Source organism: Collinsella sp. AM38-1BH (assembly GCF_003467545.1).
GTDB lineage: Bacteria > Actinomycetota > Coriobacteriia > Coriobacteriales > Coriobacteriaceae > Collinsella.
This window is the reverse complement of the sequence record NZ_QSHC01000017.1, coordinates 13396-35887: the sequence shown is the minus strand read 5'-3', so window position 1 is coordinate 35887 and position 22492 is coordinate 13396. Positions and strand designations below refer to the sequence as shown.

23 protein-coding genes and 1 tRNA gene are annotated in these 22492 nt (G+C 65.1%); 5 read left to right on the top strand and 19 right to left on the bottom strand.

Features of this window, described 5'->3' with window-relative positions; all coding sequences use genetic code 11:
- Positions 1-233: 233 nt before the first annotated feature.
- The 5 genes from DW870_RS08105 (at position 234) to DW870_RS08085 (ending at position 4789) form a co-directional block, all read left to right on the top strand.
- Positions 234-962, top strand: coding sequence for a lantibiotic protection ABC transporter ATP-binding protein (locus tag DW870_RS08105; protein ID WP_055250122.1), 729 nt, complete (start codon positions 234-236; stop codon positions 960-962).
- A complete protein-coding gene (locus DW870_RS08100; protein ID WP_117877387.1) occupies positions 959-1729 on the top strand; it encodes a hypothetical protein in 771 nt (256 codons plus the stop codon). The genes DW870_RS08105 and DW870_RS08100 overlap by 4 nt, the downstream gene beginning before the upstream one ends.
- Entirely contained in the window at positions 1729-2544 is an 816-nt protein-coding gene (locus DW870_RS08095) for a lantibiotic ABC transporter permease (RefSeq protein ID WP_117877385.1), read from the top strand. The genes DW870_RS08100 and DW870_RS08095 overlap by 1 nt, the downstream gene beginning before the upstream one ends.
- Positions 2545-2702: 158 nt before the next feature.
- Complete coding sequence (locus DW870_RS08090) at positions 2703-3365, top strand: response regulator transcription factor (RefSeq protein ID WP_117877383.1); 663 nt, start codon at positions 2703-2705, stop codon at positions 3363-3365.
- 26 nt (positions 3366-3391) lie between these two features.
- The gene (locus DW870_RS08085) at positions 3392-4789 is read left to right on the top strand and encodes a sensor histidine kinase KdpD (protein ID WP_117877382.1); all 1398 of its coding nucleotides are present in this window, start codon (positions 3392-3394) and stop codon (positions 4787-4789) included.
- A 607-nt stretch (positions 4790-5396) separates the two neighbouring features.
- Here DW870_RS08085 and DW870_RS08080 read toward each other — a convergent pair.
- From DW870_RS08080 to DW870_RS07990, 19 genes are all read right to left on the bottom strand, one after another.
- Positions 5397-5473: transfer RNA gene (locus DW870_RS08080), tRNA-Pro, on the bottom strand.
- 80 nt (positions 5474-5553) lie between these two features.
- On the bottom strand, positions 5554-6768 hold the full coding sequence (gene coaBC, locus DW870_RS08075; RefSeq protein WP_233547410.1) for a bifunctional phosphopantothenoylcysteine decarboxylase/phosphopantothenate--cysteine ligase CoaBC: 1215 nt from the start codon (positions 6766-6768) through the stop codon (positions 5554-5556).
- Positions 6769-6770: 2 nt separating this feature from the next.
- Positions 6771-7490 carry a zinc ribbon domain-containing protein gene (locus DW870_RS08070; protein WP_117877380.1) on the bottom strand — a complete coding sequence of 240 codons (720 nt, stop codon included), beginning with the start codon at positions 7488-7490 and terminating at the stop codon, positions 6771-6773.
- On the bottom strand, positions 7487-8296 hold the full coding sequence (locus DW870_RS08065) for a Nif3-like dinuclear metal center hexameric protein (RefSeq protein WP_117877378.1): 810 nt from the start codon (positions 8294-8296) through the stop codon (positions 7487-7489). The genes DW870_RS08070 and DW870_RS08065 overlap by 4 nt, the downstream gene beginning before the upstream one ends.
- Positions 8293-9471: a cysteine desulfurase family protein gene (locus tag DW870_RS08060; RefSeq protein ID WP_117877376.1), complete on the bottom strand. Its 1179-nt coding sequence runs from the start codon at positions 9469-9471 to the stop codon at positions 8293-8295. Before DW870_RS08060 ends, DW870_RS08065 begins: the two co-directional genes overlap by 4 nt.
- Before the next feature lie 6 nt (positions 9472-9477).
- Positions 9478-10149 carry a ribulose-phosphate 3-epimerase gene (gene rpe, locus DW870_RS08055; protein ID WP_022095090.1) on the bottom strand — a complete coding sequence of 224 codons (672 nt, stop codon included), beginning with the start codon at positions 10147-10149 and terminating at the stop codon, positions 9478-9480.
- A gap of 18 nt (positions 10150-10167) precedes the next feature.
- Entirely contained in the window at positions 10168-11175 is a 1008-nt protein-coding gene (locus DW870_RS08050; protein WP_117877374.1) for an NAD(P)H-dependent glycerol-3-phosphate dehydrogenase, read from the bottom strand.
- Positions 11176-11184: 9 nt separating this feature from the next.
- Positions 11185-11868, bottom strand: a complete 684-nt coding sequence (gene plsY, locus DW870_RS08045; protein WP_117877372.1) for a glycerol-3-phosphate 1-O-acyltransferase PlsY — start codon at positions 11866-11868, stop codon at positions 11185-11187.
- The gene (gene der, locus DW870_RS08040) at positions 11861-13195 is read right to left on the bottom strand and encodes a ribosome biogenesis GTPase Der (RefSeq protein WP_117769693.1); all 1335 of its coding nucleotides are present in this window, start codon (positions 13193-13195) and stop codon (positions 11861-11863) included. Before der ends, plsY begins: the two co-directional genes overlap by 8 nt.
- A 10-nt stretch (positions 13196-13205) precedes the next feature.
- Positions 13206-14648 (bottom strand): DUF512 domain-containing protein, encoded by a 1443-nt coding sequence (locus DW870_RS08035; RefSeq protein WP_117877370.1) that lies wholly within the window; start codon positions 14646-14648, stop codon positions 13206-13208.
- Positions 14649-14650: 2 nt separating this feature from the next.
- Positions 14651-15550 carry a 4-hydroxy-3-methylbut-2-enyl diphosphate reductase gene (locus DW870_RS08030; protein ID WP_117877368.1) on the bottom strand — a complete coding sequence of 300 codons (900 nt, stop codon included), beginning with the start codon at positions 15548-15550 and terminating at the stop codon, positions 14651-14653.
- Positions 15551-15552: 2 nt separating this feature from the next.
- Entirely contained in the window at positions 15553-16281 is a 729-nt protein-coding gene (locus DW870_RS08025) for a lysophospholipid acyltransferase family protein (RefSeq protein ID WP_117877366.1), read from the bottom strand.
- Positions 16282-16284: 3 nt separating this feature from the next.
- Entirely contained in the window at positions 16285-16971 is a 687-nt protein-coding gene (cmk, locus tag DW870_RS08020) for a (d)CMP kinase (RefSeq protein ID WP_117877364.1), read from the bottom strand.
- A 66-nt stretch (positions 16972-17037) separates the two neighbouring features.
- Positions 17038-18003 (bottom strand): pseudouridine synthase, encoded by a 966-nt coding sequence (locus DW870_RS08015; protein ID WP_117877362.1) that lies wholly within the window; start codon positions 18001-18003, stop codon positions 17038-17040.
- Positions 17990-18718: an SMC-Scp complex subunit ScpB gene (scpB, locus tag DW870_RS08010; RefSeq protein WP_117877360.1), complete on the bottom strand. Its 729-nt coding sequence runs from the start codon at positions 18716-18718 to the stop codon at positions 17990-17992. Before scpB ends, DW870_RS08015 begins: the two co-directional genes overlap by 14 nt.
- An 11-nt stretch (positions 18719-18729) precedes the next feature.
- Positions 18730-19542, bottom strand: a complete 813-nt coding sequence (locus tag DW870_RS08005; RefSeq protein WP_117877358.1) for a ScpA family protein — start codon at positions 19540-19542, stop codon at positions 18730-18732.
- A gap of 84 nt (positions 19543-19626) precedes the next feature.
- Entirely contained in the window at positions 19627-20310 is a 684-nt protein-coding gene (locus DW870_RS08000) for a site-2 protease family protein (protein WP_117877356.1), read from the bottom strand.
- Positions 20311-20319: 9 nt separating this feature from the next.
- Positions 20320-20616: a hypothetical protein gene (locus DW870_RS07995; RefSeq protein ID WP_233547409.1), complete on the bottom strand. Its 297-nt coding sequence runs from the start codon at positions 20614-20616 to the stop codon at positions 20320-20322.
- Positions 20603-22492 (bottom strand): ABC-F family ATP-binding cassette domain-containing protein (locus DW870_RS07990; protein WP_233547408.1); only part of this gene is annotated, 1890 nt, incomplete at its 5' end. The genes DW870_RS07995 and DW870_RS07990, both read right to left, overlap by 14 nt.

The following is a 22492-nucleotide window of genomic DNA, read 5'->3' as shown; positions in this document are numbered from 1 at the left end:
ATCTTTGATGGCTTATGTACACGTTTTGATTCGGTGATTACATCGGTCGGGAAAGTAGTTGCCTTAAGCAAATTAATCATGATGTGCGGGTCGAGAAGGGCTAGCGCCAAAAGAACCCAACGGCCGTTACGGCTTCGTTAGAAACGCGCCCCACCATGGATGGTGAACCCGAAAGGTAAGGCGCGCGGGCACGGTGGCTCGGCCCGCGCGCCCGGAAGAGAAAGGATAAACCCATGGGTTACATGCTCGAGACGCGCGGGCTCACCAAGCGCTTCGGCCGCGGCGACCAAGCGCAGGACGCCGTGGCCGACGTGAGCCTTCATATCCGCGAGGGCGAGGTGTACGGGCTGCTCGGCCCCAACGGCGCCGGCAAGTCGACAACGCTCAAGATGATCTGCGGGATGCTGCGGCCGACGGCCGGGGAGATCCTCTTTGCCGGGCACGCCTGGCGCCGCGAGGACCTCTACGCAATCGGCAGCCTCATCGAGGAGGCGCCGCTCTACCCCAACCTCACCGCGCGCGAGAACCTGCGCGTGCGCACCACGCTGCTGGGCCTTCCCGAGAGCCGCATAGATGAGGTGCTCGCCGCCGTGGACCTCGCGGACACCGGGAAGAAGCGCGCCGGGCGCTTCTCGATGGGCATGCGGCAGCGCCTGGGGCTCGCGCTGGCGCTGATCGCCCGGCCACGCCTGCTCGTGCTCGACGAGCCCACCAACGGCCTCGACCCCATCGGCATCGAGGAGCTGCGCGACCAGATCCGCGGCTTCGCGGCGGCGGGTACGACGGTGATCGTCTCGAGCCACATCCTCTCCGAGGTGCAGCAGATGGCGGACACCATCGGCATCATCTGCGGGGGGCGCCTCGCCTACGAGGATGCGCTTCGGCCCGGGCAGGACCTCGAGGAACTCTTCATGAGCTTCTGCCGGGAAGGGCGACGAGCGCGCGGGGAGGTGGCGGCATGACGGGCGAGAAAGGCGGCCTGCTCGCGGCCCTGCGCGCCGAGGCCCTGAAGTCGCGCCACGCGGCACCGGTTCGCCTGGCCGTGCTCATGGCGCTGCCGATGCCGCTGCTCGGCGCGATGCCCTACCGGGGCGTGCAGATCTTCAGCGCGTGGAACTACTGGTACGCGCTCTTCCTGCCCGTGTGTCTCTCGCTCGTGGTGGCGTGCGTCGCGCGGGCGGACGCTCGCACGCGGATGCGGGGGCTTTTGGGCCTGGGCTTCCCGCTCGGGCGCGCCTGGTGGGCCAAGGCGCTCTGGTGCCTCGCGCTCTGCACGCTCTCGAACCTCGTGGTCTTCGGCATCTACCTCGCGGGATCGGCGTTCTCCTCGCAGGGCCTCACGGCCGCGGGCACGCTCACGATGCTCCTCTGCGCGCTCGTCAACACGGTGACCGCGGCGTGGATGATCCCCGCAGGGCTCTTCCTCACGGCGCGGCTCGGCATGCTCGCGGGCATCTTCTGCCCGCTCGCCGCGCAACTCGTGGGTGGGTTCGCCTGGTCGTTAGTGCCGCTGCCGCAGCTCTTTCCGCCTTCGGCGAGCATGGTCATCCCCACGAGCTTCATCCCCGTGCTGCCGAGCGGCGAGCCACTCGCGGCGGACATGGCGCTCGGCGGGGCGCTCGCGGCGGATGGCATGCTCACGCTGGCGGGCCTTGCGGTCTGCGCGCTCGCGTTCGCCGCGCTCACGGCGGCGGGCGCGGCCTGGTTCGCGCGCTCCGAGGAGAGGTGATGGCCGTGACGCGACTATCCGACCCGACGCCGCGCATGACTCTCTCGCGGGCCCTGCTCTCCGAGGCCCTGCGCCTGGCACGCTCCCCGCTCACGGCGGTGCACCTCGTCTGCGGCCTGGCAGCCGGTCTTGCCTGCGGCGAGTACTTCTCAGTAGCCCGATGGGACCCGGCGCTGGGCGCGGACGCCTACGCCCAGTTCCTCGGCGCCCTCATGCCGCTCATGTCCGCCATCGTCTGCGGGCTCGCCGTGGACGAGGAGCGCGCTGCCGGGCGCCTCGCCAACCTTACGGCGGTCCCCTCGCGCGGACGCGCCGTCGCGGCGAAGCTGCTCGCCCTTGCGGCGCTCGGCGCCGCCGCGCTGGCCGTGGCGCTCGGCGTGTTCGGGGCCGTGCTCGCCGTTGCCGGGCGCCTGCCGCTCGGGCCCGCTCCGCTTGCGGCCGCGTGGGCGGGCATCGTGCTGGGCAGCCTGCCCCTCTACGCGCTGTGGCTCGGCGTGGCCCTGCGCCTCGGCCGCAACGCCGCCATCGGCGCCGGCGCTGCGGGGGTGCTCCTCGCGTTCTTCTCGGTGGGCGGACTTGCGCACGGCCTCATGACCGGCGAGCTCACCGGTGCCCTGGCGACGCCCCTGAGCTGGGTGCCGCTCGCCTGGCCCGCGCGACTGGGGTCGCTCGGGGGGGAGGCCTTTATCGACGCCGCACACGCGGCGGGCCCTCTCCTCACGACTGCGTTCGCTGGCCTCGTGCTCACCCTGGCAGCCGACGCCGTCCTTCTCGCCTGGTTCTGCCGCTTCGAGGACGGGAGGGCAGATGCGTAGGAAGCCGCTCGCCGCCATGCTCGTCCTCTTCTCCGCAGCGCTCGTCCTGGGCGGGAATGCCCTGCTCGACGCCGGCTGGGGGTCGGCGCTGCGCGCAGGGCTCTGGACCGCTGAGTGCGGCGCTAGTACAATTCCGACGAGAGTTTCAGGAGGTCAACATGGCGAGGATACTGGCAGTGGATGATGAACGGGCGATCCTCGACGCGCTCGCGCGCGTCCTCGGCCGCGACGGTCATGAGGTCGTCAGGGCGGCGGACCCGACAGCGGTCCCGGGGATGGACCTCTCGCGCTTCGACCTCGTGCTTTGCGACGTCATGATGCCGGGGCTCGACGGCTTCGAGCTCGTGCGGCAGATCCGCCCGGACTTTGACGGGCCCATCGTCTTCCTGACCGCGCGCGTGGCCGAGGAGGATGCCGTGGCCGCCTACGGCCTGGGCGCCGACGACTACGTCCGCAAGCCCTTCGGGGCCGCGGAACTGCGCGCCAAGGTCGCGGCCCATCTACGCCGTGAGCGCCGACCGCGCTCGCACGCCCTCTCCTTCGGGGAGGTGCGGATCGACCTCGGGGCGCGCGGCCTCGCCGTGGGCGACAAGGCCGTGCCGCTCACGCCCACCGAGTACGCCATCTGCGAGTACCTCGCCCGCCACCCCGGGCAGGTCATGAGCCGCGCGCAGATACGCGAGGCGGTACTCGGCTGGGAGAGCGACGCCGACGACGCGGCCATATCCATGCAGGTCAGCCGCGCCCGGAGGAAACTCTCCGAGGCCGGCGCCGATCCGATCGCGACCGTCTGGGGGATGGGGTACAAGTGGCAGCTCTGAGGATCGGGGCGCGAGGTCGCGGCGGCATGCCGCTCTCCTTCGTCATCGCGCGCTACTTCGCCTACGCGTTCGCGGCGGTCGCCACGGCGTGGCTCGCCTCGTTCACGGTGCTCTCCATGGCGATCAACGCGGGCTTCGTCTACGAGGCAAGCTGGGGGCCGGCCAATGCGCGCGAGGTCGCGGAGGGCCTGGCACGCGACGGCGTCTGCGGGCAGCAGGACGTGCCGACGGCGTACCGCTACCTCATCCTGAACAAGGACGGAAACGTGCTGATGACAGACCTCGAGAGCACGCGGCTCGAGGACGCGACGGAAATGGCCCGTACGGCACTCGCCGCGGATCCGGGCACAGTGGAGATCGAGGGCGGGGGCTCGGGCCTCACCTACGCCGCGTTCCCGCTCAAGGGCGGCGGGGCCTGCGCACTCGTCAGCGAGTACCTGCCGCAGTGGGTCTCGCGCGACCTCGCCGGCCTGCTTCCCAACCCGCAGAGCCTCATGCTCGTCGGCGCCACGGCGGGAAGCGCGCTCGCGCTCGCGCTCGTGGCGCGCCGCGCGAGCCGCGTGATCTCGCGCAAGATGGCGCCGCTCGCGGAGGCGGCGGGGCGCGTCGGCGCGGGGGAGCTCGACTTCGCGGTCGGCAGCACCAACGTGCGCGAGGTGAACGACGTCCTCGCCGCGATGGACGCCATGCGGGCCTCCCTCGCCGAGTCGCTCGAGGCCCGCTGGGCCGCGGAGCGGGGGCAGCGCGAGCAGGTGGCGTCGCTCGCCCACGACCTCAAGACGCCGCTCACCGTGCTGCGCGCCAACGCCGACTTCGTGGCGGAGGAGCTGGAAGACGAGAACGACGGCGACCTCTCGGCCGCCGCGCGCGACATAGCCGGCAGTGTCGAAAGGCTCGACGGCTACGTGCGCCTGCTCATCGAGGCCTCGCGCGGGTCCGGCGGGGCGGAGAGGGCCCCCATGCGGCCGGCCGAGCTCTGCGAACAGGTCCTCGCCGAGGCCGCCCAGATCGCCCGGGCTCGAGGCGTGGCGCTCGACGCGGCCACGGGCCCCGCTGTCGCGGGCGCGCCCGAGGCCCCGCTCGACCGAACCGCCCTGGCGCGAGCCGCCGCGAACCTCGTGGCCAACGCCGCCGAGCACGCGCGCTCGCGCGTGGCTGTCTCCTGCGACGTCGCGGGCGGGCACCTCGTCATCGAGGTCGCCGACGACGGACCGGGCTTTTCTCCCGCCGCCCTCGAACGCGGCTGCGAGCGCCTCTTCACAGACGACTCCTCCCGCTCCTCGCGTGACGGAGGCCGCCACTACGGGCTCGGCCTCCACGTCGCCTCCGAGGCCGCGAGCGCCCACGGGGGCTCCGTCTCGCTCGCCAACAGCCCCTCGGGCGGCGCGGTGGCCACCATCGCGGTCCCCCTGTGCGGGATCTGACGACTTCCTCGATGTCTACCTCGACTGCGATATGTCGCTCGCCGAGGCCGCGACGAGATGGTGTTGCGTCTGCCCCGTTTAGTGCTTCTAACTCAAATTTGATCTGATGTAAGGCCCGTGCAATCCTGCATGGGCCTTTCTTTTGGCAATTGCTCGACCGATTCGTGGCTTGAAACACAAATAATCGAGTTAAGGAGACATGGGGTCACACAGCGGCTCTCAGAGTGCTTGCCGCACTCCCTCGCCATTACTCCTGCGGCGTCCTCGTATGGAGTCCATCCCGCTTGGCATTTCGTTGCAACAGCCCACTTGTCCACCGATCAAGTGAACTACTGGAATAAATACAGCGACACACTTGTTCGTTACAGTCGCTATATCTGTGTAAGTCGCCGCGATAAATACAACCTGTACCCGGCTGTATACCAGCTACGCGTATGTAGATTCATATCGCGGTAATAAATCGGCTCAAGTGCGTGCAAAACGCGCAAGTAACCGCAAAAGGCGACTATCGCGTAGGTAGATTTTTGGCACCCTGTTGCTTAATCAAAATTAAGCAATTGCCTAAAACAAAAAAGGTCAGGCACTAGGTGCCTGACCTGCAAACTTCTGGTCGGGACGACTGGATTCGAACCAGCGACCCCTTGACCCCCAGTCAAGTGCGCTACCAAGCTGCGCCACGTCCCGAAGCTTTTGTTTGTTGCTCTGCTCTCGCTCGCAACAGGGAGTATATTAACCCGAAACTTTGCCCTTGTGCAAGAACTTTTTTACAAATTTTGAAGCAGGTCCAAAATTGTATCTGCGAGCTGGGGTTTTGTTAGCACGGGAAGTTCCTGCGTACCCGCTGTGCTAACAATCCAAGCCTTGTTGGTATCGGTTCCGAAGCCCGAATCGGCGCGCGAGACATCATTGGCGATAATGGCATCGCAACCCTTGCGCGCGAGCTTGCGCTGCGCGTACTCGACAACGTTATCGGTCTCGGCCGCAAATCCGATCACGCTTCGCTCGCCCTTTTGGCGCGAGAGCTCGGCCAAAATATCGACCGTCTCGACCAGTTCGATGCGATCCAAGCGCTCGTTGGCCTTTTTGAGCTTATGGTCGGCAGGGGCTGCGGGGGTGTAGTCGGCGACGGCAGCCGCACAAATGGCCGCATCGGCCGTCTGGAAGGCGCTCAGCGCCGCCTGCAGCATTTCTGCGGCGGTCTGCACGCGTACGCACTCTACGCCGTGGGGAACATCGAGCGATGTCGGTCCCAGCACAAGCGTGACCACAGCACCGCGGCGAGCTGCCTCCCCCGCAAGGGCGATGCCCATCTTGCCCGATGAACGGTTGCCGATGAAGCGCACGGGGTCGATCGGCTCGTGCGTGGGGCCGGCGGTAATCACGATACGCTTGCCCGCCAGGTCTTGCGGCACGGGATTGAGCACCCTGGAGGCAGCCTCGACGATGTCCTCGGGCTCGCTCATGCGTCCCGTGTCCACGTCGCCGCAGGCAAGGTAGCCGCTGCCCGGACCCACCACATGGACACCGCGCTCGCGCAGCGTGGCCATGTTGGCCTGCATCGCTGGCGCCTTCCACATGCCGTTGTTCATAGCGGGTGCGATCACGATGGGTCGCGGCGTCGCAAGCAGCGTGGTGGAGATGAGGTCGTCGGCGATGCCGTTGGCCATCTTGGCGATGATGTTGGCCGTCGCGGGCGCCACGACCACCAGATCGGGCTCTTGCGCCAGCGAAATGTGGTGGATAGGGTCGGAGGAATCGTCGAAGAGACCCACGGCAACGGGCTCGTTGGTGAGCGCACGGAAGGTGAGCGGGCCCACAAACTCGGTGGCATGCTCGCTCATAACGACCTTGACGCGCGCGCCGCGCTTTTGCAGCAGGCGCACGATATTGCACGACTTATAGGCGGCGATCCCGCCGGTAATGCCCAGCAGGATCGTTTTTCCCTCAAGTTGCATTGAATTGTTGGATGCCGCCGTCATCGCTAGGCTTCCTTGCTCGGGAGTACCAGGAGACGGTGGCAGTACGGGCAGTGCGTAATCTCGCTGCCGTCGTGGTTGAGGTCGCTCATGGACGATGCCTGCAACGCGGTGTGGCAGACCGTGGGGATGTTGCCCTGGATGGTCTCGACGGCCAGGCCGCGGAACTGCTTGAGCAGACGCTCGTAATCGGTGAGCACGTCGGTGGGCAGCGTGGCAGCAAGCGCGGTGCGCTCCTTGGTGGCGGCATCAATCTGAGCCTGCAGGTCGGCGGCCTTGGCGCGGGCGGCCTTGGTATCGGCCTTCACGCCTTCCTCGAACTTGGCGATGATTGCCTGCGCGCGAGCCTCGCGATCGAGCGCCTCTTTGTGGGCGACAACGACGTCCTTGCGGGTGTGCTCAATCTTGTCCAGACGCTTGGCCAGGGTGGCAAGCTCATTCTCCAGGTCCTGAACCTCGCGGTAGTCGGAGCCGTCGACGTGGCGCTTCTTGGCAGCCTCGATGGCGTTGTTGGTCTGAATCTCGGTGGTGTTGAGATCGTCGAGCTCAATGTCCAGATCCTTGCGCTGGGCGTAGAGCTTGGTCATCTCGGACTTGAGCTTCACATAGGTCTTGCGCTTGGAAGCGAGCTCCTTGAGCTCCGGCATATTGGCAAGTTCGCTCTTGTTGCGGGCGAGCTCCAAATCGATCTGTTGCAGCTTGAGTAGCGTAGCGCCGGCGCTCATAAGTTCTCTCCTTTTGTCACAGTCCACCATTGGCAAGGGTTTAGTATTTTAATCGCATGACGGGGGTTGACCCCGGCGTCAACTGCAGAGTTCATCAATATATCAACGAACGGCTCCTCAGAGCGGTCGTGGCCGAGCAAGATCACCGGCAGCCCGCGCAAGGCAAGGTCTTGCGCCACGTGGTAGCCCGCCTCGCCGGTTACGATGACATCTGCGCCCGCGGCGATGGCGAGCTCTCCAAAGTCGCCCAGGGAGCCGCCCAAAATAGCGACGGTACGGCATGCGTGCTCGGCTTCGCCCCACACACGCGGGTCGCTGCCGAAGGCCGTGGCAGCACGGGTGGCAAGATCGCGCAGCGTGCACGGGTCGTTGAGCGTTGCAAGCGCGCCCAGGCCGGTGGCCTCGGGGTCGTCCACGTGCTCCAGTGAGCTCACGGCTGCGGAACGCAGCAGCTTGCTCAGGCAGACACGGGCTTCGTGCGAGCGGTCCAAGTTGGTGTGGAGCGAGATAATGCTCACGCCGCAACACGCTGCCTCGTAGAGCGCCGCGCTGCATTGGGGGCGTGCGGAATCCGACGGACAAAACGCCTCGGGCGCCTTGATATAGATGGGATGATGCGTTAGCAACACGTTGGCGCCGGCCTCCTGGGCGCGGTGCACATTGGCTTCGGTCGCATCGAGTGCGCAGGCAACACTGGTAATCTGCGCGGCAGGGTCGCCGACGGAGAGTCCTACATGGTCCCAACTCTCGGCATCGGTCTTGGGATAGCGTGCCAGCAGCGCGCGCTCAAGCTCGGCGACGATCATGCAGCGCCTACGATCGAGAGTAGCGTCTGGGCAAACTCGTCCAGATCGCCCGGATTCACGCGGTCATCAAAGGAAATGCGCAGTGCGCCCAATGCCTGCTCGCGACCGATGCCCATCGCGCTCAAAACGTGGCTGGGGTCCATACTGCCGCTCGAGCATGCCGAGCCTGCCGATACCTCAAAGCCGGCAGCGTCGAGCTTGATGATAAGCTCCTCGGAGTCCATGCCATCAATGTAGATCGATACCATGCCGGGCAGACGGTCGACATGCGCATAGTCGACCATGGTGGCGTGGATGCGCGGGTGGGCCGTAAGCGTGGCGTAGAGCTTATCGGACAGGGCCTGCAGCGCCGCACGCTCCTGGGCCACATGGGGCGCCAACGTGCGGGCGGCGGCGGCAAAGGCCAACTGCGTGCGCAGGTCCTGCGTGCCCGCGCGACGTCCGGATTCCTGTCCGCCGCCAAAGATGCGGGGACGCAGTGGGGTGCGGGTCTTAAGGTAGAGCGCACCGGATGCCACAGGACCGCCAATTTTGTGGGCCGCGACGGACATAGCATCGACGCCCAGCTCGGTGACATCGAGCGGAATATGCAGATAGCCCTGGATGGCATCGGTGTGGAACAGGGCGTCCACGGTATGCGCGGCCGCGGCAAGCTCGCGGATGGGCTGTACCACGCCGGTCTCGTTGTTGGCAACCATGATGCTCACGAGCGCCACGTCGTCGCCGAGCAAGTCGCTTAGCGCGGCAGGCTCAATATAACCCGCACGGCAGGGCTGCACCAGCTCGACGGTAAATCCGGCGGCACGCAGCAGCGGAAGGTTGTCCAGGATCGAATCGTGCTCGATCGCCGACACGATCACGCGGTCGCGCTTGCGATCGCGCTGACGGGCGCCCTCGGCAAGTCCGAGGAGCGCAAGCTGGTTTGCCTCGGTACCGCCGTTGGTAAGGATGATCTCGGACGGGCGAACGCGTGCACCAAAGCTACGGGCTATCTCGCGACGCGCCACTTCTAGGCGTGCGGCGGCCTTGCGGCCGAGCGAATGCAGCGAGTTGGGGTTGACGCCGGCAAGCTCGCTGTCGTCGTATTCGCGCTGTGCAAGGAGCGCCTCGGCGCGCATGGGCGTCGAGGCGGCATAGTCAAGATTCACGGGTATGCGGTTTTGACCTGCGGTCATAAGGGTTTATGCCTCCTGTGCGGCCTCGTTGCCCAGCTTCTGCAGCAGCGCAACCTCGGCAGCGGGATCTTCGGACTTAAATACGGCGGAACCGGCTACGAGCACGTTGGCGCCGGCCTTGACGACCTCGGCGATGTTCTTGGAAGAAATACCGCCGTCGACCTCGATGAGGGGCGAAACGCCGTGACGCTCGCACATGGCTTTGAGCTCGTGTAGCTTGGCGATGGTACCGGGGATAAAGCTCTGGCCGCCAAAGCCGGGGTTCACGCTCATGAGCAGCACCATGTCGACAACGTCGATGATGCTTTCGAGCACGCAGACGGGCGTGGCGGGGTTGAGCACCACGCCGGCCTTGACGCCGCGCTGCTGCAGATGCGTGAGCGTGCGGTGCAGGTGCGTGGAGGCCTCGTAGTGCACGGTGATCATATCGGCACCGGCATCGGCGTACCAATCGACGGTCTCGTCGGGGTTCGACACCATCAGGTGCGCGTCGACCGGCACGTCGGTGGAGCGCTTGACCGCCTTGAGGATATCGACGCCAAAGGTGAGATTGCCGGTAAAGTGACCGTCCATAACGTCAAAGTGCACGTAGTCGGCGCCGGCGATCTTGTCGAGCTCGCCCTTGAGGTTGGCCATGTCGGCCGAAAGGACAGAGGGAGCGATTTTGATGGAACCCATGGTAGTAGCCTTTCTGCGCTAGTCGTTGAGTCCGTAGAACTCTTGAGAGGGGACGCGGTCGGTAAGGATCTCGAGCGCCCTATCCAAAGTAACACCGTTGTAGAGCGTTTGCTCTACGGCAAAGGTGAGCGGAATGTCTACGCCCAGTGAACGGGCGAGCTCGCTCACACTGCGGGCCGCGACGGCGCCCTCCACCACCATATGCGTGCGCGTCTGGTACTCGTCGAGCGACACGCCATGGGCGAACTCGTAGCCAAAGGTGCGGTTGCGCGAATGCTCCGAGGTGCAGGTAGCGATAAGGTCGCCCATGCCGGCAAGCCCCATGCAGGTCATGGCCTGGCCGCCGCGGGCGTGCACTAGGCGGCTGATCTCGGCCAGGCCGCGCGTCATGATGAGGGCAAGCGTGTTGTCGCCCGCGCCCGAGCCGGCGGAGATGCCGCACACGATGGCGATAACGTTCTTCATGGCGCCGCATACCTCGACGCCGGTCATATCCTGCGACAGGTAGATGCGGAAGGCCGTGGACAGCAGGAGCTCCTTAAAGGTCTCCCCTACCTGCGGATCCTCGCTGGCGATAACGGCGGCAGAGAGCCCGCCGCGGCAGATTTCCTCAGCATGGTTGGGGCCCGAGAGCGCCGCCACGCGCGACTCGTTGCCGATCTCGCTGGCGATGACCTCGCTCATGAGCAGGCCGGACTCGGGCTCAATGCCCTTGGTGAGGCAGAGCGCCGGGGTATCGGCGGCGATAAAGGGAGCGGCCTGGTGGCACACGCTGCGAAGGTGCGTCGAAGGAACGGCAAAGATGATGGCCTCGGCGCCGTCGAGCGCCTGCGCCAGGTCCGTCGTGGCGACGACGTTGCCGGGCAGCTTGTAGCCCACAAGGTAGCGGGGGTTGCGGTGCTCGCCGTTAATGCCGGAGGCCGTCTGCTCGCTGTGGGCCCACATGGTCACGCGCTCGGCCCGCGCGGCGGCAAGGCCCGCGACGGCGGTTCCCCAGGAGCCGGAGCCAATCAGCGCAACATTCATGACTCTCTCCTACTTATCGTCGGGCTCGGTGACGCGCTTGGTAAACGAGAGCTTGGACTCCTTACCCGTCATGAGCTTTTTGATGTTCGCACGATGAGCCCACACCACAGTAATGCCGATCAGCGCCATGCAAAACTTAAGTCCGAGGCTGCTGTACGGAAAGACCGCGCAGGCAGCGATGGGAAGACCGATGGCCGCGGCAAGCGAGCCCACCGACACAAACTTGGTGATGGCGACGGCCACGATAAACATGCCCAGCAGCGAAAGTCCGATGGGCCAGTACCAGGCGAGGATGACGCCCAGACCAACTGCGATGCCCTTGCCGCCATGGAAGTTGAGGTAGGGCGAGAAGATATGGCCCCACACGGCTGCCAGGCAGATGACGCCGAGCATCCAGTCGCCGGCGGCACCGGGGGCCATAATGCTCACGGGGAAGCCATAGCCCAAGTCGGCAATGAGCGGACGCGCGATAAGGACGCAGATGGCGCCCTTAAGGCAGTCGAGCAGCAGCGTGAGCGCGGCCACCTTGGGGCCGGCCACGCGCAGGGCGTTGGTGGTGCCGATGTTGCCGGAGCCCGCCTTACGAATGTCCGTGTGGTTGAACATGCGGCCCAGGATCAGACCAAACGGAATCGCCCCGATAAAGAACGAGACCACGGCGCAGATGGCGGTCAGAAGAATCGGATTATGCATCCTTTTGCTCCTTCTTCCTAAAGAAGAGTCGAATGGGCGTGCCGGCAAAGTCGAAGGTCGAGCGCATGCGGTTCTCCACGTAGCGCTGGTAGGTGTCGTTGACCAGGTCACTGTGGTTGACGAAGAACGTGAACGTCGGCGGGTTGACGCCCGTCTGGGTCACGTAGTGCATACGCAGGCGGCGCTTGCCGTCCACCACGGTATGACCGAACTCGCGCAGGTCGGTGAGGAACGTGTTGAGGCGTGAGGTACTGATCTTTTGCGAGCGCGTCTTTTCGGCCGCGTCGACCATCGACCAGATCTTCTCGACGCTACGGCCGGTCAGGGCTGAGATGCGCAGGTACTGGGCCCAAGGGGCCATGACGCCCAGACGGCGGTCGACGGTCTCCATGCAGGCCTCGCGCTTACGGTCGTCGTCGAGCAGGTCCCACTTGTTGAGCAGCACCACGATGGCGCAGCCGCGCTCGATGGCCAAGCCCATGACCTTCTGATCCTGCTCGGTGACGCCCACGGAGGCGTCGACGACGAGCAGCGCCACGTCGGCGCGGTCGATGGCACGCAGGCCGCGGACCATGGAGTAGTACTCGATGTTCTCGTACACGGTGCTCTTTTTGCGAATGCCCGCGGTGTCGACCATGCGGTAATGCTTGCCGTTGCGCTCCACGACGGTGTCGATGGCGTCGCGCGTGGTGCCAGCGATGTTGGACACGATAGAACGGTCGGCGCCCAGGATGCGGTTGAACAGCGATGACTTACCGGCGTTGGGGCGGCCGATGATGGCGACGTTCAGCGCGTCGGGGAACTCATCGGCGACCTCGTCCTCTTCCTCCGGAAGCAGGGCCACGATATCATCGAGCAGGTCGCCCGTGCCGTGGCCATGCAGGGCCGAGAGCGGCGTGGGCTCGCCGATGCCGAGCGAATAGAACTCCCAGATGCTGTCGTTCTCGCGATCGGGGTTGTCGAGCTTGTTCACCAGCAGAAAGACCGGCTTGTCGCAGCGCTTGAGCATGCGGGCGACCGACTCGTCCTCCTCGGTGACGCCGGTGCGGCCGTCGACCACAAACAGGATGACGGCGGCTTCCTCGGCGGCGGCGAGCGCCTGGTCGCGGATGGACGTGGCAAAGACATCGTCGCTCTTGAGCGGCTCGATACCGCCCGTGTCGACGATGGTGAACTCGCGGCCGTTCCAATCGGCCGTGTGATACGAGCGGTCGCGCGTGACGCCGCGGGACTCGTGGACGATGGCGTCCGAGGTCTGGGCCAGGCGGTTAACGAGCGTGGACTTGCCCACGTTGGGGCGTCCGACGACGGCGACGATAGGTTTCATCTGCTCTCCTTTAATGGGTAGGGTCAGTGGAAGTGTTAGAGTCTGCGGGCACAATGCCCAGGATGCGCTCCAGGGTATCGAGCAGCTCATGCGGCATGGTCGACACCACATGAACCTCGGCGCCGCGACTGGTAAGGCTTGCGAGTAAATCGTCACGATGATACTCGTCAAGCGTCATGCCGTCAGCGTTGAACATGAGCTTAGGCACAAAGAGCATAACCCCCGACAGGTCTTGGGGCAGCTGCTCCAGAATGTCACACGCGACGATGAGGCCGGTCACGTCCACGTTGCCGCCAAAGTAGCGGTTCTTGATGGCCGTGACAGTGCCGGAGAGTCCCTGGGGCGACTCCACAAAGCGGGCCACGGTGTCGCGTGCGCTGGCGCCCGAGAGGCACAGCAGGTGCTGGCTGCGAGCGGCGATGGCATCGCGGACATGGGCCAGACGTTCGGCGTCGGCGGCAAGCACGTCGTCGGTCTCGTCCAGATACGAGCGGATCATGCCAATGCCGTCGTAGTACTGCGGGTAACCGTCGTAAAAGTCTGCCTCGGGAGGATCGATGCCGGCGTCCAGATAGAACTCGTCGCTCATCTGGAAGGTGTGGCGGCCAAAGCGCTCGTAGGCGCGGTCCTGGAATGGTCGGATCATGGCGATGGTCTCGCGCGCTAGCTCGGGTTTGTCGCTGTAGGACCAGCTAAAACGGTTTTGGTGCTTGGTAAAACCGAGCGGCACAATGCCCAGGCTCGTGATCTGCTCGTGATCCTCGCAAAAGCGCAGAGTCTTTTCCAGCTCCTCGCCGTCGTTCATGCCGGGGCACAACACGATCTGCGCGTGAATCTCTATGCCGGCGGCCATGATGGCCTCGAGCACATCCATGCCGCGCTGGGCGTTGCGGCCCATCATACGGCGGCGCACATCGGGGCTTACGGCGTGGACCGACACGTTCATGGGGCTCATGTTACGCTCGATGACGTTTCGCACGTCCTCGTCGGTGAGGTTCGTGAGCGTGACGAAGTTGCCCTGCAAAAAGCTCAGGCGATAGTCGTCGTCGCGGATGTAGAGCGTGGAGCGGCCGCCCTTGGGCAGCATGGTCATAAAGCAGAACACGCAGGCGTTCACACAGGTACGCATGCCGTCAAAGATGGGGCCGTCGAACTCCAGGCCCCAGTCCTCGCCCGGGAAGCGGTCGAGCTCGACGGGGGTGACGCTGTTGTCGCGCGGGTCGAAAACCTCGAGGTCGACGGTATCGTCGTCGGCCTCCCAGAGCCACACGATCATATCGGTAAGCTGCTCGCCGTTGACCGTAAGTACGCGCATGCCCGGCTCGATACCCACATCCCACGCGGGCGATTCGGGACGCACGTTCTTTACGAGCGCGCCCTCACCCGGCTCGGGGTCGCGGCTGCGCCCGTAATCGGCCACCTCGGCGGCGTATGCGGGTACGGTCTGGTCCATGATTAGCGGCAAAGCTCCTTGATGCGCGTTACGGCGCGCTCGATGTGTTCTTGCGGGGTGGAGGCTCCGGCGGTGATGCCGATGTGGTGAGCGTCGGTAAACCACGCGGCCTGGAGCTCGGAAGCTTCCTCGATGTGATACGTGCGCTCGCAGGCGTCTGCGCAAATCTGCGCCAGGCGGCGGGTGTTGCCCGAGTTCTTGCCGCCCACCACGACCATGCAGTCGCAGCGGTTGGCAAGTGTGGCTGCTGCCTGTTGACGCTCACTCGTGGCGGCGCAGATGGTGTTGATCACACGAAGCTCCTGCACGCGCGGGGTGATAGCGGCCACGACCTCGGCGAGGTTCTGCGCGGTCTGGGTGGTCTGCACGACGAGGCCCACCTTGCCCTTGAGCGGCAGCGCGTCCGCATCGGCGGCACAGCTCACGACCCGCGCATCATTGCCGGCGTGGCCCAGGATGCCCTCGACTTCGGGGTGGCCCGGCTCGCCCACGACTACCACGCTGTAGCCCTCGCGTACCAGGCGCTCGGCCGCCACATGGACTTTCTTCACGTAGGGGCAGGTGGCGTCGACGACGTTAAGGCCACGCTCGCGAGCGGCATCGATGACCTGCGGCACCACGCCGTGGGCGCGGATGATCACGGTGCCCGATGCGGCGTCGTCCAAGGTGTCGGCCAGACCGACGCCTGCCTCGGCGAGCTCGCGTACCACGATGGGGTTATGGATGAGCGGACCCAGTGTGTGGACCTGAACGCTCTCCCCTACCTGCGGCGCGGCGGCTAGCGCCATATCGAGCGCACGCTGTACGCCGTAGCAAGTGCCGGCGTGGGCGGCGATCTCGATGGTGGGCGCGGTTGCCTGGTCGGACGTAGTCGCGGCGGTGTTCGTTACGTTCTCGTTCATGGTTAGAACCTGCCCGGATGCTCGGCGCATAGATCGTCTCGCATGGCGTAGACGCGGTTCATGGCCTCGGACTCAAACCATTCCAGGCGCTCCGTGCGCTTAAGCCCGGCCGGTGCGTCGGAAAGCGAGACGGCCTTGCCGGCGCGGATCCAGCACTTCTTGGGACGCATGATCTTTTTGCCCGCGGGCGTGATGTCGGACCAGCCGCAGATGGCGAGCGGGTTGACGGGTGCCTTGCCCATCTGGGCGATGAGCGCAAAGCCGCCGTGGACCTCGGGCTTGATCTCGCGCGAGCGGATGCGCGTGCCCTCGGGGAAGATTAGGACGTCCTCGCCGCGCTGCAGCGCATGCTGAGCGGCGCGCAGGCACTTCATATCGGCAGTACCACGCTCCACGGGGATGCCGCCAACGCGACTAAAGGCCCAGCGCACGATCTTGCTCTTAGCGAACTCTGACTTAAAGATGGGACGAATGCGGCGGCCCCCAAAGAACAGCGCCGTCTCCACGGCCAAGAGCTCGGCCATCGAGGTGTGGTTGCAGATGACCACGCTGCCGCGGCCTTCCTGGCGCTCAAACAGAAGATCGGCGTCCTCGACCTTCCAGCGCCACATGAGCTTGGAGAAGGCCCAAAGGATGGCCATGACTACGACGACGGTGCAGCGGATGAGCGCTGGGAACTCTGCATAAGGAGCGTTGTAATAATCCTCGGGCGTCTGCTTAAACAGGCGCATGGGCTACCTCCTTTGGTTGATGAGGTCCTCGATAATGCGGACGACCTCGTCGATGGTGTGGGCGGTGGAGTCGACGTGCACGGCGTCCTCGGCGGGCACGAGCGGCGCGACCTCGCGGCTGCTGTCAAGCTTGTCGCGCTGCTTAAGGGCGTCGAGAGTCTCGTCGACCTCGGCCTCGAGCTGCTCGGCAGTAAGCGGCTGGGCGTCGTTTTGGTGACGCTGCAGCACGCGGCGGCGGGCGCGCTCGCGCGGGTCAGCGGTCAGGAAGATCTTTACTTGCGCGTTGGGGAATACGACGGTACCGATGTCGCGACCCTCGGCCACGATATCGCGGTCCTCGGCGGCGCGGCGCTGGTGAATGAGCATGGCGGCGCGCACGCCCGGGTAGGCCGAGACCTTGGATACGTTGGCGTCGACCTGCGGGGTACGGATGGCGGCCGAAGCGTCCTGGCCGTCAATGGTCAGGCGCGTGTCCTCGCCGGTGCCGTTGGTAAAGCGAATCTCGATCTGCTCGGCGAGGGCGTCGATGGCCGCCTCGTCGTCCAGGTCGATGCCGCGGTCGAGCGCGGCGAACGTGACGGCGCGATACATGGCGCCCGTGTCGAGCTTGTTAAAGCCCAGCTGGCGGGCGATCTCCTTGGCGATGGTGGATTTGCCGGAACCGGCGGGGCCGTCGATGGCGACGATCATGCAATGCTTCCTTTCGATGGTTGACGTGCTGGTATGGTTCGTGGGCGCTGGGGCACGGCGGGTTGCCTAGCCCGTGTAGCGCTCGCGGTAGGTGTTGCGCTTGGGTGCGGAGCCGTGGCTGCCGTGGTGACGCGTGCGGCTGGCGGGCGTGTCTTGGGGCTTGCCGCCGTTGCGCTTGGCGCTCGCCTGCTTGGGCGGGATGCCGCCGCTTTTGAGGATCTGCACCTCGCGGTCGGTGAGCTCGCGCCACGAGCCCTTGGCCACGTCCTTGAGCTCCAGGCCGGCAAAGTTGCAGCGGTGCAGACGAATCACCGGGTGGTGGATCTTGCTTAGCATGCGCTTGACCTGATTTTTGCGGCCCTCGCGGATAATGACCTCCACGGCGGTGGTACCGGGCTTCACACCTTGCGGTGCCACGGCCTCGGCCTCGCGTGCGGTGATGACGCGGCAGATTGCCGGCTGGCACAGGCCGTCGTCGAGCTCGATGCCACGGCGGAGCGGGTCTAGATCGCGGTCGGTCAGCTGCCCGTCCACGAGTGCCTGGTAGGTCTTGTAGACGTGCTTGCTGGGGTGCAGCAGATCCTGCGACAGGTCGCCGTCGGTAGTAAAGAGCAAAAGGCCCGTGGTGTCGCGGTCCAGGCGGCCCACCGGGAAGAGCCCCGGAAAGCGGTCGCGGGGGACCAGGTCGGCCACGCAAGCACGCTCCTGCGGGTCGCTCATGGTGGTGAGGTAGCCGGTCGGCTTGTAGAGCATCAAGTACACGGCGCCCTGGTTGAGCTTGACGGGCATGCCGTCGACCTCGATATGGTCGCGGTCGACATCGACCTTGGTGCCCAGCTCGGTCGCGACCTGGCCGTTGACGGTCACACGGCCAGCGGTCATCAGGTCCTCCGACCCGCGGCGGCTCGCCACGCCTGCGCGCGCCAAAAAGCGCTGCAGGCGCATGGTGTGCGGATAGACGGGCTGAGCGTCGGTTGCGGGTACTGCGTTGCCCGTGGCGCGCGTCTCCCCTACTTCGTTAGTCCTCGTCATGCATAACCTCCGAGGTCTCGTCGACGACCAGGGTTTCCAAGTCCTCGACCACCTCAACATCTTCAACATCGGTATCGAGCAGTTCGCGCTCTTCGTCCAGGTCCTCGGCCTGCTCCTCGAGCGTGGACTGAATGCTGCGGCCGCTCAGACGCTCGCGGATAAACTGACGCGACTGCTCGTCGGGGGCAAACTGCTCCAGGTCGGGCAGGTCGCGGGCGGAGCGCAGACCGAACTGTTCCAAGAAGGCGTTGGTCGTGCCGTAGATGATGGCCTGACCGCGCTGGGGGTCGCGGCCGAGCTCGCGCACCAGACCTTTGTCCACGAGCGACGCGATGACGCCGTCGGAATTGACGCCGCGGATGCCCTTGACCACCTCGCGCGTCACGGGCTGGTGGTATGCGATGACTGCCAGTGTTTCGAGCGCGGCCTGCGACAGCTTTTGCGTGTCCCAGCTCAGCACATAGGCCTCGACCACGTCGTGGTAGGCGGGGTGCGTAAACAGGCGCCAGCCGCCGGCGACCTCACGCAGCTGAAAGCCACGGTTGGCCTCCTCGTACTCAACCTTGAGCTCGGCGAGCAGCGATGCGCACTCGCCGGGGGCGATATCCAGTGCGCCGGCGAGCGCGGGCGCACTCACCGGGTCGCTCGACACTAGCAGCAGCGCCTCGAGTGCGCCTTTGAGGCTGTTTGCCTCCAGCGTGGAAAGGGTTGACATGGTTGCCGCTCCTATTCGGTGAGCTCGGGGCCCTCGCCGGGCACGTAGGCCTCGGCGCCCTCGACGCGGTTGATTTGAATGGTTCCGAAGATCTCGTCCTGGCTCAGCGTGAGCGAGCCGCGCTTGGCGAGCTCCAGCATGGCCAGGAAGGTGACGACGAGCTGCTCGGTGGTGGCGTCGCCGTCCAACAGCTCGCGGAAGGTGCAGGTTTGGTGTGTCATGGTAAAGCGGTCGACTGAGGCCACAGTCAGGTCGAGCGGCACGCGATGCGGCGCCACGTGCTCGGCTTCCAGTAGGAAGGTCTGGCGCTTGCCGTCCAGGTCGGCACAGATGACGGCCAGGCCGCGCAGGGTAATGCCGGCCAGATAGTCGGGCATTAGGCCCAAGAACTCGGGATCGGGGCCGGCCACACGCGGGTGCATGCGGCTTTCGGCCTGCATGCGGGTACCGAGGGCCGCAGCCGCGCCTTTAAACTGCTTGTAGGCAATCAGACGCTGGATCAGGACCTCGCGCAGGGCGTCGCCGTCGAGCGTGCTGAGCTCCTCGAGGTCTTCGTCGAACCCGTCATCGTCGTCATCGATTTTACGCGGGGTCTCCTGCGGCACCAGCGAGGCGGCCTTAATGTCCAAAAGGGTTGCTGCGACCAGCAAAAAGTCGCTCGCCACGTCTAGGTCCAGCGCCTCGATGCGCTCGGCCTCGGCCAGGTATTGCTCGGCCACCTCGCTGATCGAGATGGCGCCGATATCAACTTTTTGGCGGGTTACCAGCTGCAGCAGCAGGTCGAACGGTCCGCTGTAGACCTGCGTCGACACACGATACGACATCTTCGACCTCCTTTGACGGCGCCTTCTCGGCGCGGTTTGGGTGTATGTTGCGACCGTTTTGCGCGGTCGACCTGTAAGTTTACCTTAGATGCCGGCGATTGCGAAGTTGAGCAGCCATTCGGCCAGCGGATACACGGTAACGTCGAAATAGCGGCCGATCACATCGATACCGGTCCACATAGGCAGCAGGTACAGCACAATGATGAGGATGGGCATGGCGTATTGCTGCAGACGGTAATAGTTGTTGAGCGCCTTGCCCTTGAGGAAGGGCACGATGACCGATGAGCCATCGAGCGGCGGGATCGGGATGAGGTTGAAGAACGCGAGCGACAGGTTGACTACGATGAACGTGGCGCCGAAGTTCATGATCTGGGACGCCACGGCAAAGGACATGCTGGTGTAGAGGCTGCCATATGCCGCGTGCATGAGGGCGGCAGCGAGGCACGCGAGCGCGATATTCGATGCGGGGCCGGCCACGCTCACCAGAACCTCGTCACGCTTGGGGTGTTTGAGGTTGTTGAGGTACACGGGCACGGGCTTGGCGAAGGCGAACACCGGGCCGCCGGCGGCAAGCATGAGCAGCGGCAGGATGATGGTGCCAAACGGGTCGATATGGTTAAGCGGGTTGAGCGACACACGGCCGCGCGAACGGGCCGTCTTGTCGCCGAGCGCCCAGGCCGCGGCGGCGTGTGCGCTCTCGTGGATCACGATGCCCACGATGACGGCGACGGCGCTGGCGAGCAGGTTCATGAGGTAGCTGCTGGACATGGCGCTCCCCTAGCGGACGCGACGCGAGGCGCGCGTGAGCAGGTAGTCGATCACAAACAGGATCACGGCGACGATGGCGTAATCCAGGCGGAACACGCCGCCAAATGGCGACGTGATGACGCCGTAGCCGGCGATGACGCTCGGCAGCGCGCGCGAAAGCTCAACGACAAAGCCGACGATCTGCAGCTTGGCGGTGAGGCCGCTAAAGCACAGCAGCACGGTCATCGCGCTCATAAAAATGCCGCAGATGCGACAGGCGATGGCGATGATGCTCATCGCCACGGCAGCGGCCTTACGAGAGTTCACGCGCGGTCTCCTCTTCGATCTGGGTGGAAAGCTCCAGCCATTCGTCCTCGAGCTTGGGCAGCTCTTGCTTAAGGCCGTTATATTCCCCCAGCGCGGCGTTGAACTTGTCCTGATCGGCATAAAGCTCTTCGCTGGCCATCAATTCCATAAGCTCGTCATAGCGGGCGCGTTTTTTGTCGAGCTCAGCCTCGATCTTCTTGAGCTGGTTGCGCACGCCCTTGAGCTTTTTGTTGAGCGCAGCGCGGGCCTGGGCCTCGGCGCGCTTTTGCTCCTTGGTCTTTTTGCCCTCGGCAGGCTTGGAAGCAGCGGCGGGCGTATCGGGCTGGGCTGCGGTGACCTTAGCGGACTTGGTCGCGGCCGGCGTACTCTCCCCTGCTGCTTCGACGGCGGCGCGGGCTGCGAGGTCCTCGCGCTTGTAGAGGTAGTAGTCGTAGTCGCCGTCGTAGACCGTGACCTTACCATCGCGGATGTCGATGATGCGGTTGGCCACGGCGCGTACCAGGTGCTCGTCGTGGCTGATCAGCACAATGGTACCGGGGAAGTTTTGCAGGGCGTTCTCGAGCATGTCCACCGAGTCGATGTCCAGGTGGTTGGTGGGCTCGTCCAGGCACAGGAGCGCCTCGGGGGCCACGAGCATCTTGGCGAGCGCTAGCCGCGCCTTTTCGCCACCGGAGAGGACGCGGACCTGCTTCTCGATGGAGTCGTTGTCGCTAAACAGGAAGGCGCCCAGCAGGCTACGCTGTTGCGGCACGGTCCACTTGGGTGTGACGGTGTCGATCTCTTGCAGGACGGTGTTGGACTCGGTCATGCCTTCGAGCGCGTGCTGGGCATAGTAGGCGACGCCGACGTTGGTTCCCAGGTCGCGGGTGCCGGTGGTGGGCGGCTCCAGGCCGGCGAGGATCTTCATGAGGGTGGACTTGCCGGCGCCGTTAGGGCCGACGAGTGCCACATGCTCGCCGCGGTAGAGTTTGAGGTCGATGTCGCTGTAGATGTGCTTGTCGCCGTAGGACTTGGAGACGCCTTCCAAGCCCACGACCATGTCGCCGGAGCGCGGTGGGTCGGGGAACTTAAAGTCGATGTGCTTGTGACCCTCGGGCAGGATGACAAGCTCCTTTTTGATCTGCTCGATCTTGCGGATGCGCTCTTGGGCCTGGGCGGCCTTGGTGGGCTTGTAGCGGAACTTGTCAACGAAGACCTGCATGTGGGCGATGTCGCGCTCCTGGGCGGCGCGCTTGGCACGCATCTGCTCCAGGTTGTCCTCGCGCTGCTTGAGGTAGCTACTGTAGTTGCCGGTGTAGGTGGTCACGCGGCGGTTTTCGAGAGCGGCGACATGGTCGACGCAGGCGTCCATGAAGGCGCGGTCGTGGCTGACGATGAGGACGGCGCCGTCGTAGTTGGCGATAAAGCCGCGCAGCCATTGGACGCTCTCGAGGTCCAGGTGGTTGGTGGGCTCGTCCAGAAGCAGCAGGTCGGGGTGGCGCAGGAAGAGCTTGGCAAGCGCGATGCGCATCTGCCAGCCGCCAGAGAACTCGGAGCACGGGCGCTCAAAGTCGGTGACCTTAAAGCCCAGGCCGGACAGGATTTTGCGCGCGTTGCTCTCGAGCTCGTAGCCACCCAGGTGCTCAAAGCGGTCCTGGACCTGGCCGTACTCGTTAAGGAGCGCATCGACGTCTTTGCCCTGTTCGGAGAGCTCGGTGATCTGAGCCTGCAGCTCGTTGGCGCGCTCGCCCATGCGGCGGATTTCCTTGGCAGCGGCCATGACCTCGGCGAGGATGGTGGTGTCCTTGTGCTCGAGGTTGGTTTCCTGCTCTAGGTAGCCTACCTGGCAGTCCTTGGCGTACTGGACCTGGCCGGCGTCGGGGCTGTCGATGCCCAT

Coding starts and splice junctions, on each gene's coding strand:
- DW870_RS08035 (WP_117877370.1), bottom strand. CDS start 14,648: ATGGACCAGACCGTACCCGCATACGCCGCCGAGGTGGCCGATTACGGG.
- DW870_RS08060 (WP_117877376.1), bottom strand. CDS start 9,471: ATGACCGCAGGTCAAAACCGCATACCCGTGAATCTTGACTATGCCGCC.
- DW870_RS08090 (WP_117877383.1), top strand. CDS start 2,703: ATGGCGAGGATACTGGCAGTGGATGATGAACGGGCGATCCTCGACGCG.
- scpB (WP_117877360.1), bottom strand. CDS start 18,718: ATGTCAACCCTTTCCACGCTGGAGGCAAACAGCCTCAAAGGCGCACTC.
- cmk (WP_117877364.1), bottom strand. CDS start 16,971: ATGATCGTCGCCATCGACGGCCCCGCCGGTTCCGGCAAATCCACCATC.
- rpe (WP_022095090.1), bottom strand. CDS start 10,149: ATGGGTTCCATCAAAATCGCTCCCTCTGTCCTTTCGGCCGACATGGCC.
- DW870_RS08050 (WP_117877374.1), bottom strand. CDS start 11,175: ATGAATGTTGCGCTGATTGGCTCCGGCTCCTGGGGAACCGCCGTCGCG.
- DW870_RS08085 (WP_117877382.1), top strand. CDS start 3,392: ATGCCGCTCTCCTTCGTCATCGCGCGCTACTTCGCCTACGCGTTCGCG.
- DW870_RS08070 (WP_117877380.1), bottom strand. CDS start 7,490: ATGAGCGCCGGCGCTACGCTACTCAAGCTGCAACAGATCGATTTGGAG.
- DW870_RS08065 (WP_117877378.1), bottom strand. CDS start 8,296: ATGATCGTCGCCGAGCTTGAGCGCGCGCTGCTGGCACGCTATCCCAAG.
- coaBC (WP_233547410.1), bottom strand. CDS start 6,768: ATGACGGCGGCATCCAACAATTCAATGCAACTTGAGGGAAAAACGATC.
- plsY (WP_117877372.1), bottom strand. CDS start 11,868: ATGCATAATCCGATTCTTCTGACCGCCATCTGCGCCGTGGTCTCGTTC.
- DW870_RS08015 (WP_117877362.1), bottom strand. CDS start 18,003: ATGACGAGGACTAACGAAGTAGGGGAGACGCGCGCCACGGGCAACGCA.
- DW870_RS08000 (WP_117877356.1), bottom strand. CDS start 20,310: ATGTCCAGCAGCTACCTCATGAACCTGCTCGCCAGCGCCGTCGCCGTC.
- DW870_RS08105 (WP_055250122.1), top strand. CDS start 234: ATGGGTTACATGCTCGAGACGCGCGGGCTCACCAAGCGCTTCGGCCGC.
- DW870_RS08025 (WP_117877366.1), bottom strand. CDS start 16,281: ATGCGCCTGTTTAAGCAGACGCCCGAGGATTATTACAACGCTCCTTAT.
- DW870_RS08100 (WP_117877387.1), top strand. CDS start 959: ATGACGGGCGAGAAAGGCGGCCTGCTCGCGGCCCTGCGCGCCGAGGCC.
- der (WP_117769693.1), bottom strand. CDS start 13,195: ATGAAACCTATCGTCGCCGTCGTCGGACGCCCCAACGTGGGCAAGTCC.
- DW870_RS08005 (WP_117877358.1), bottom strand. CDS start 19,542: ATGTCGTATCGTGTGTCGACGCAGGTCTACAGCGGACCGTTCGACCTG.
- DW870_RS08095 (WP_117877385.1), top strand. CDS start 1,729: ATGGCCGTGACGCGACTATCCGACCCGACGCCGCGCATGACTCTCTCG.
- DW870_RS08030 (WP_117877368.1), bottom strand. CDS start 15,550: ATGAACGAGAACGTAACGAACACCGCCGCGACTACGTCCGACCAGGCA.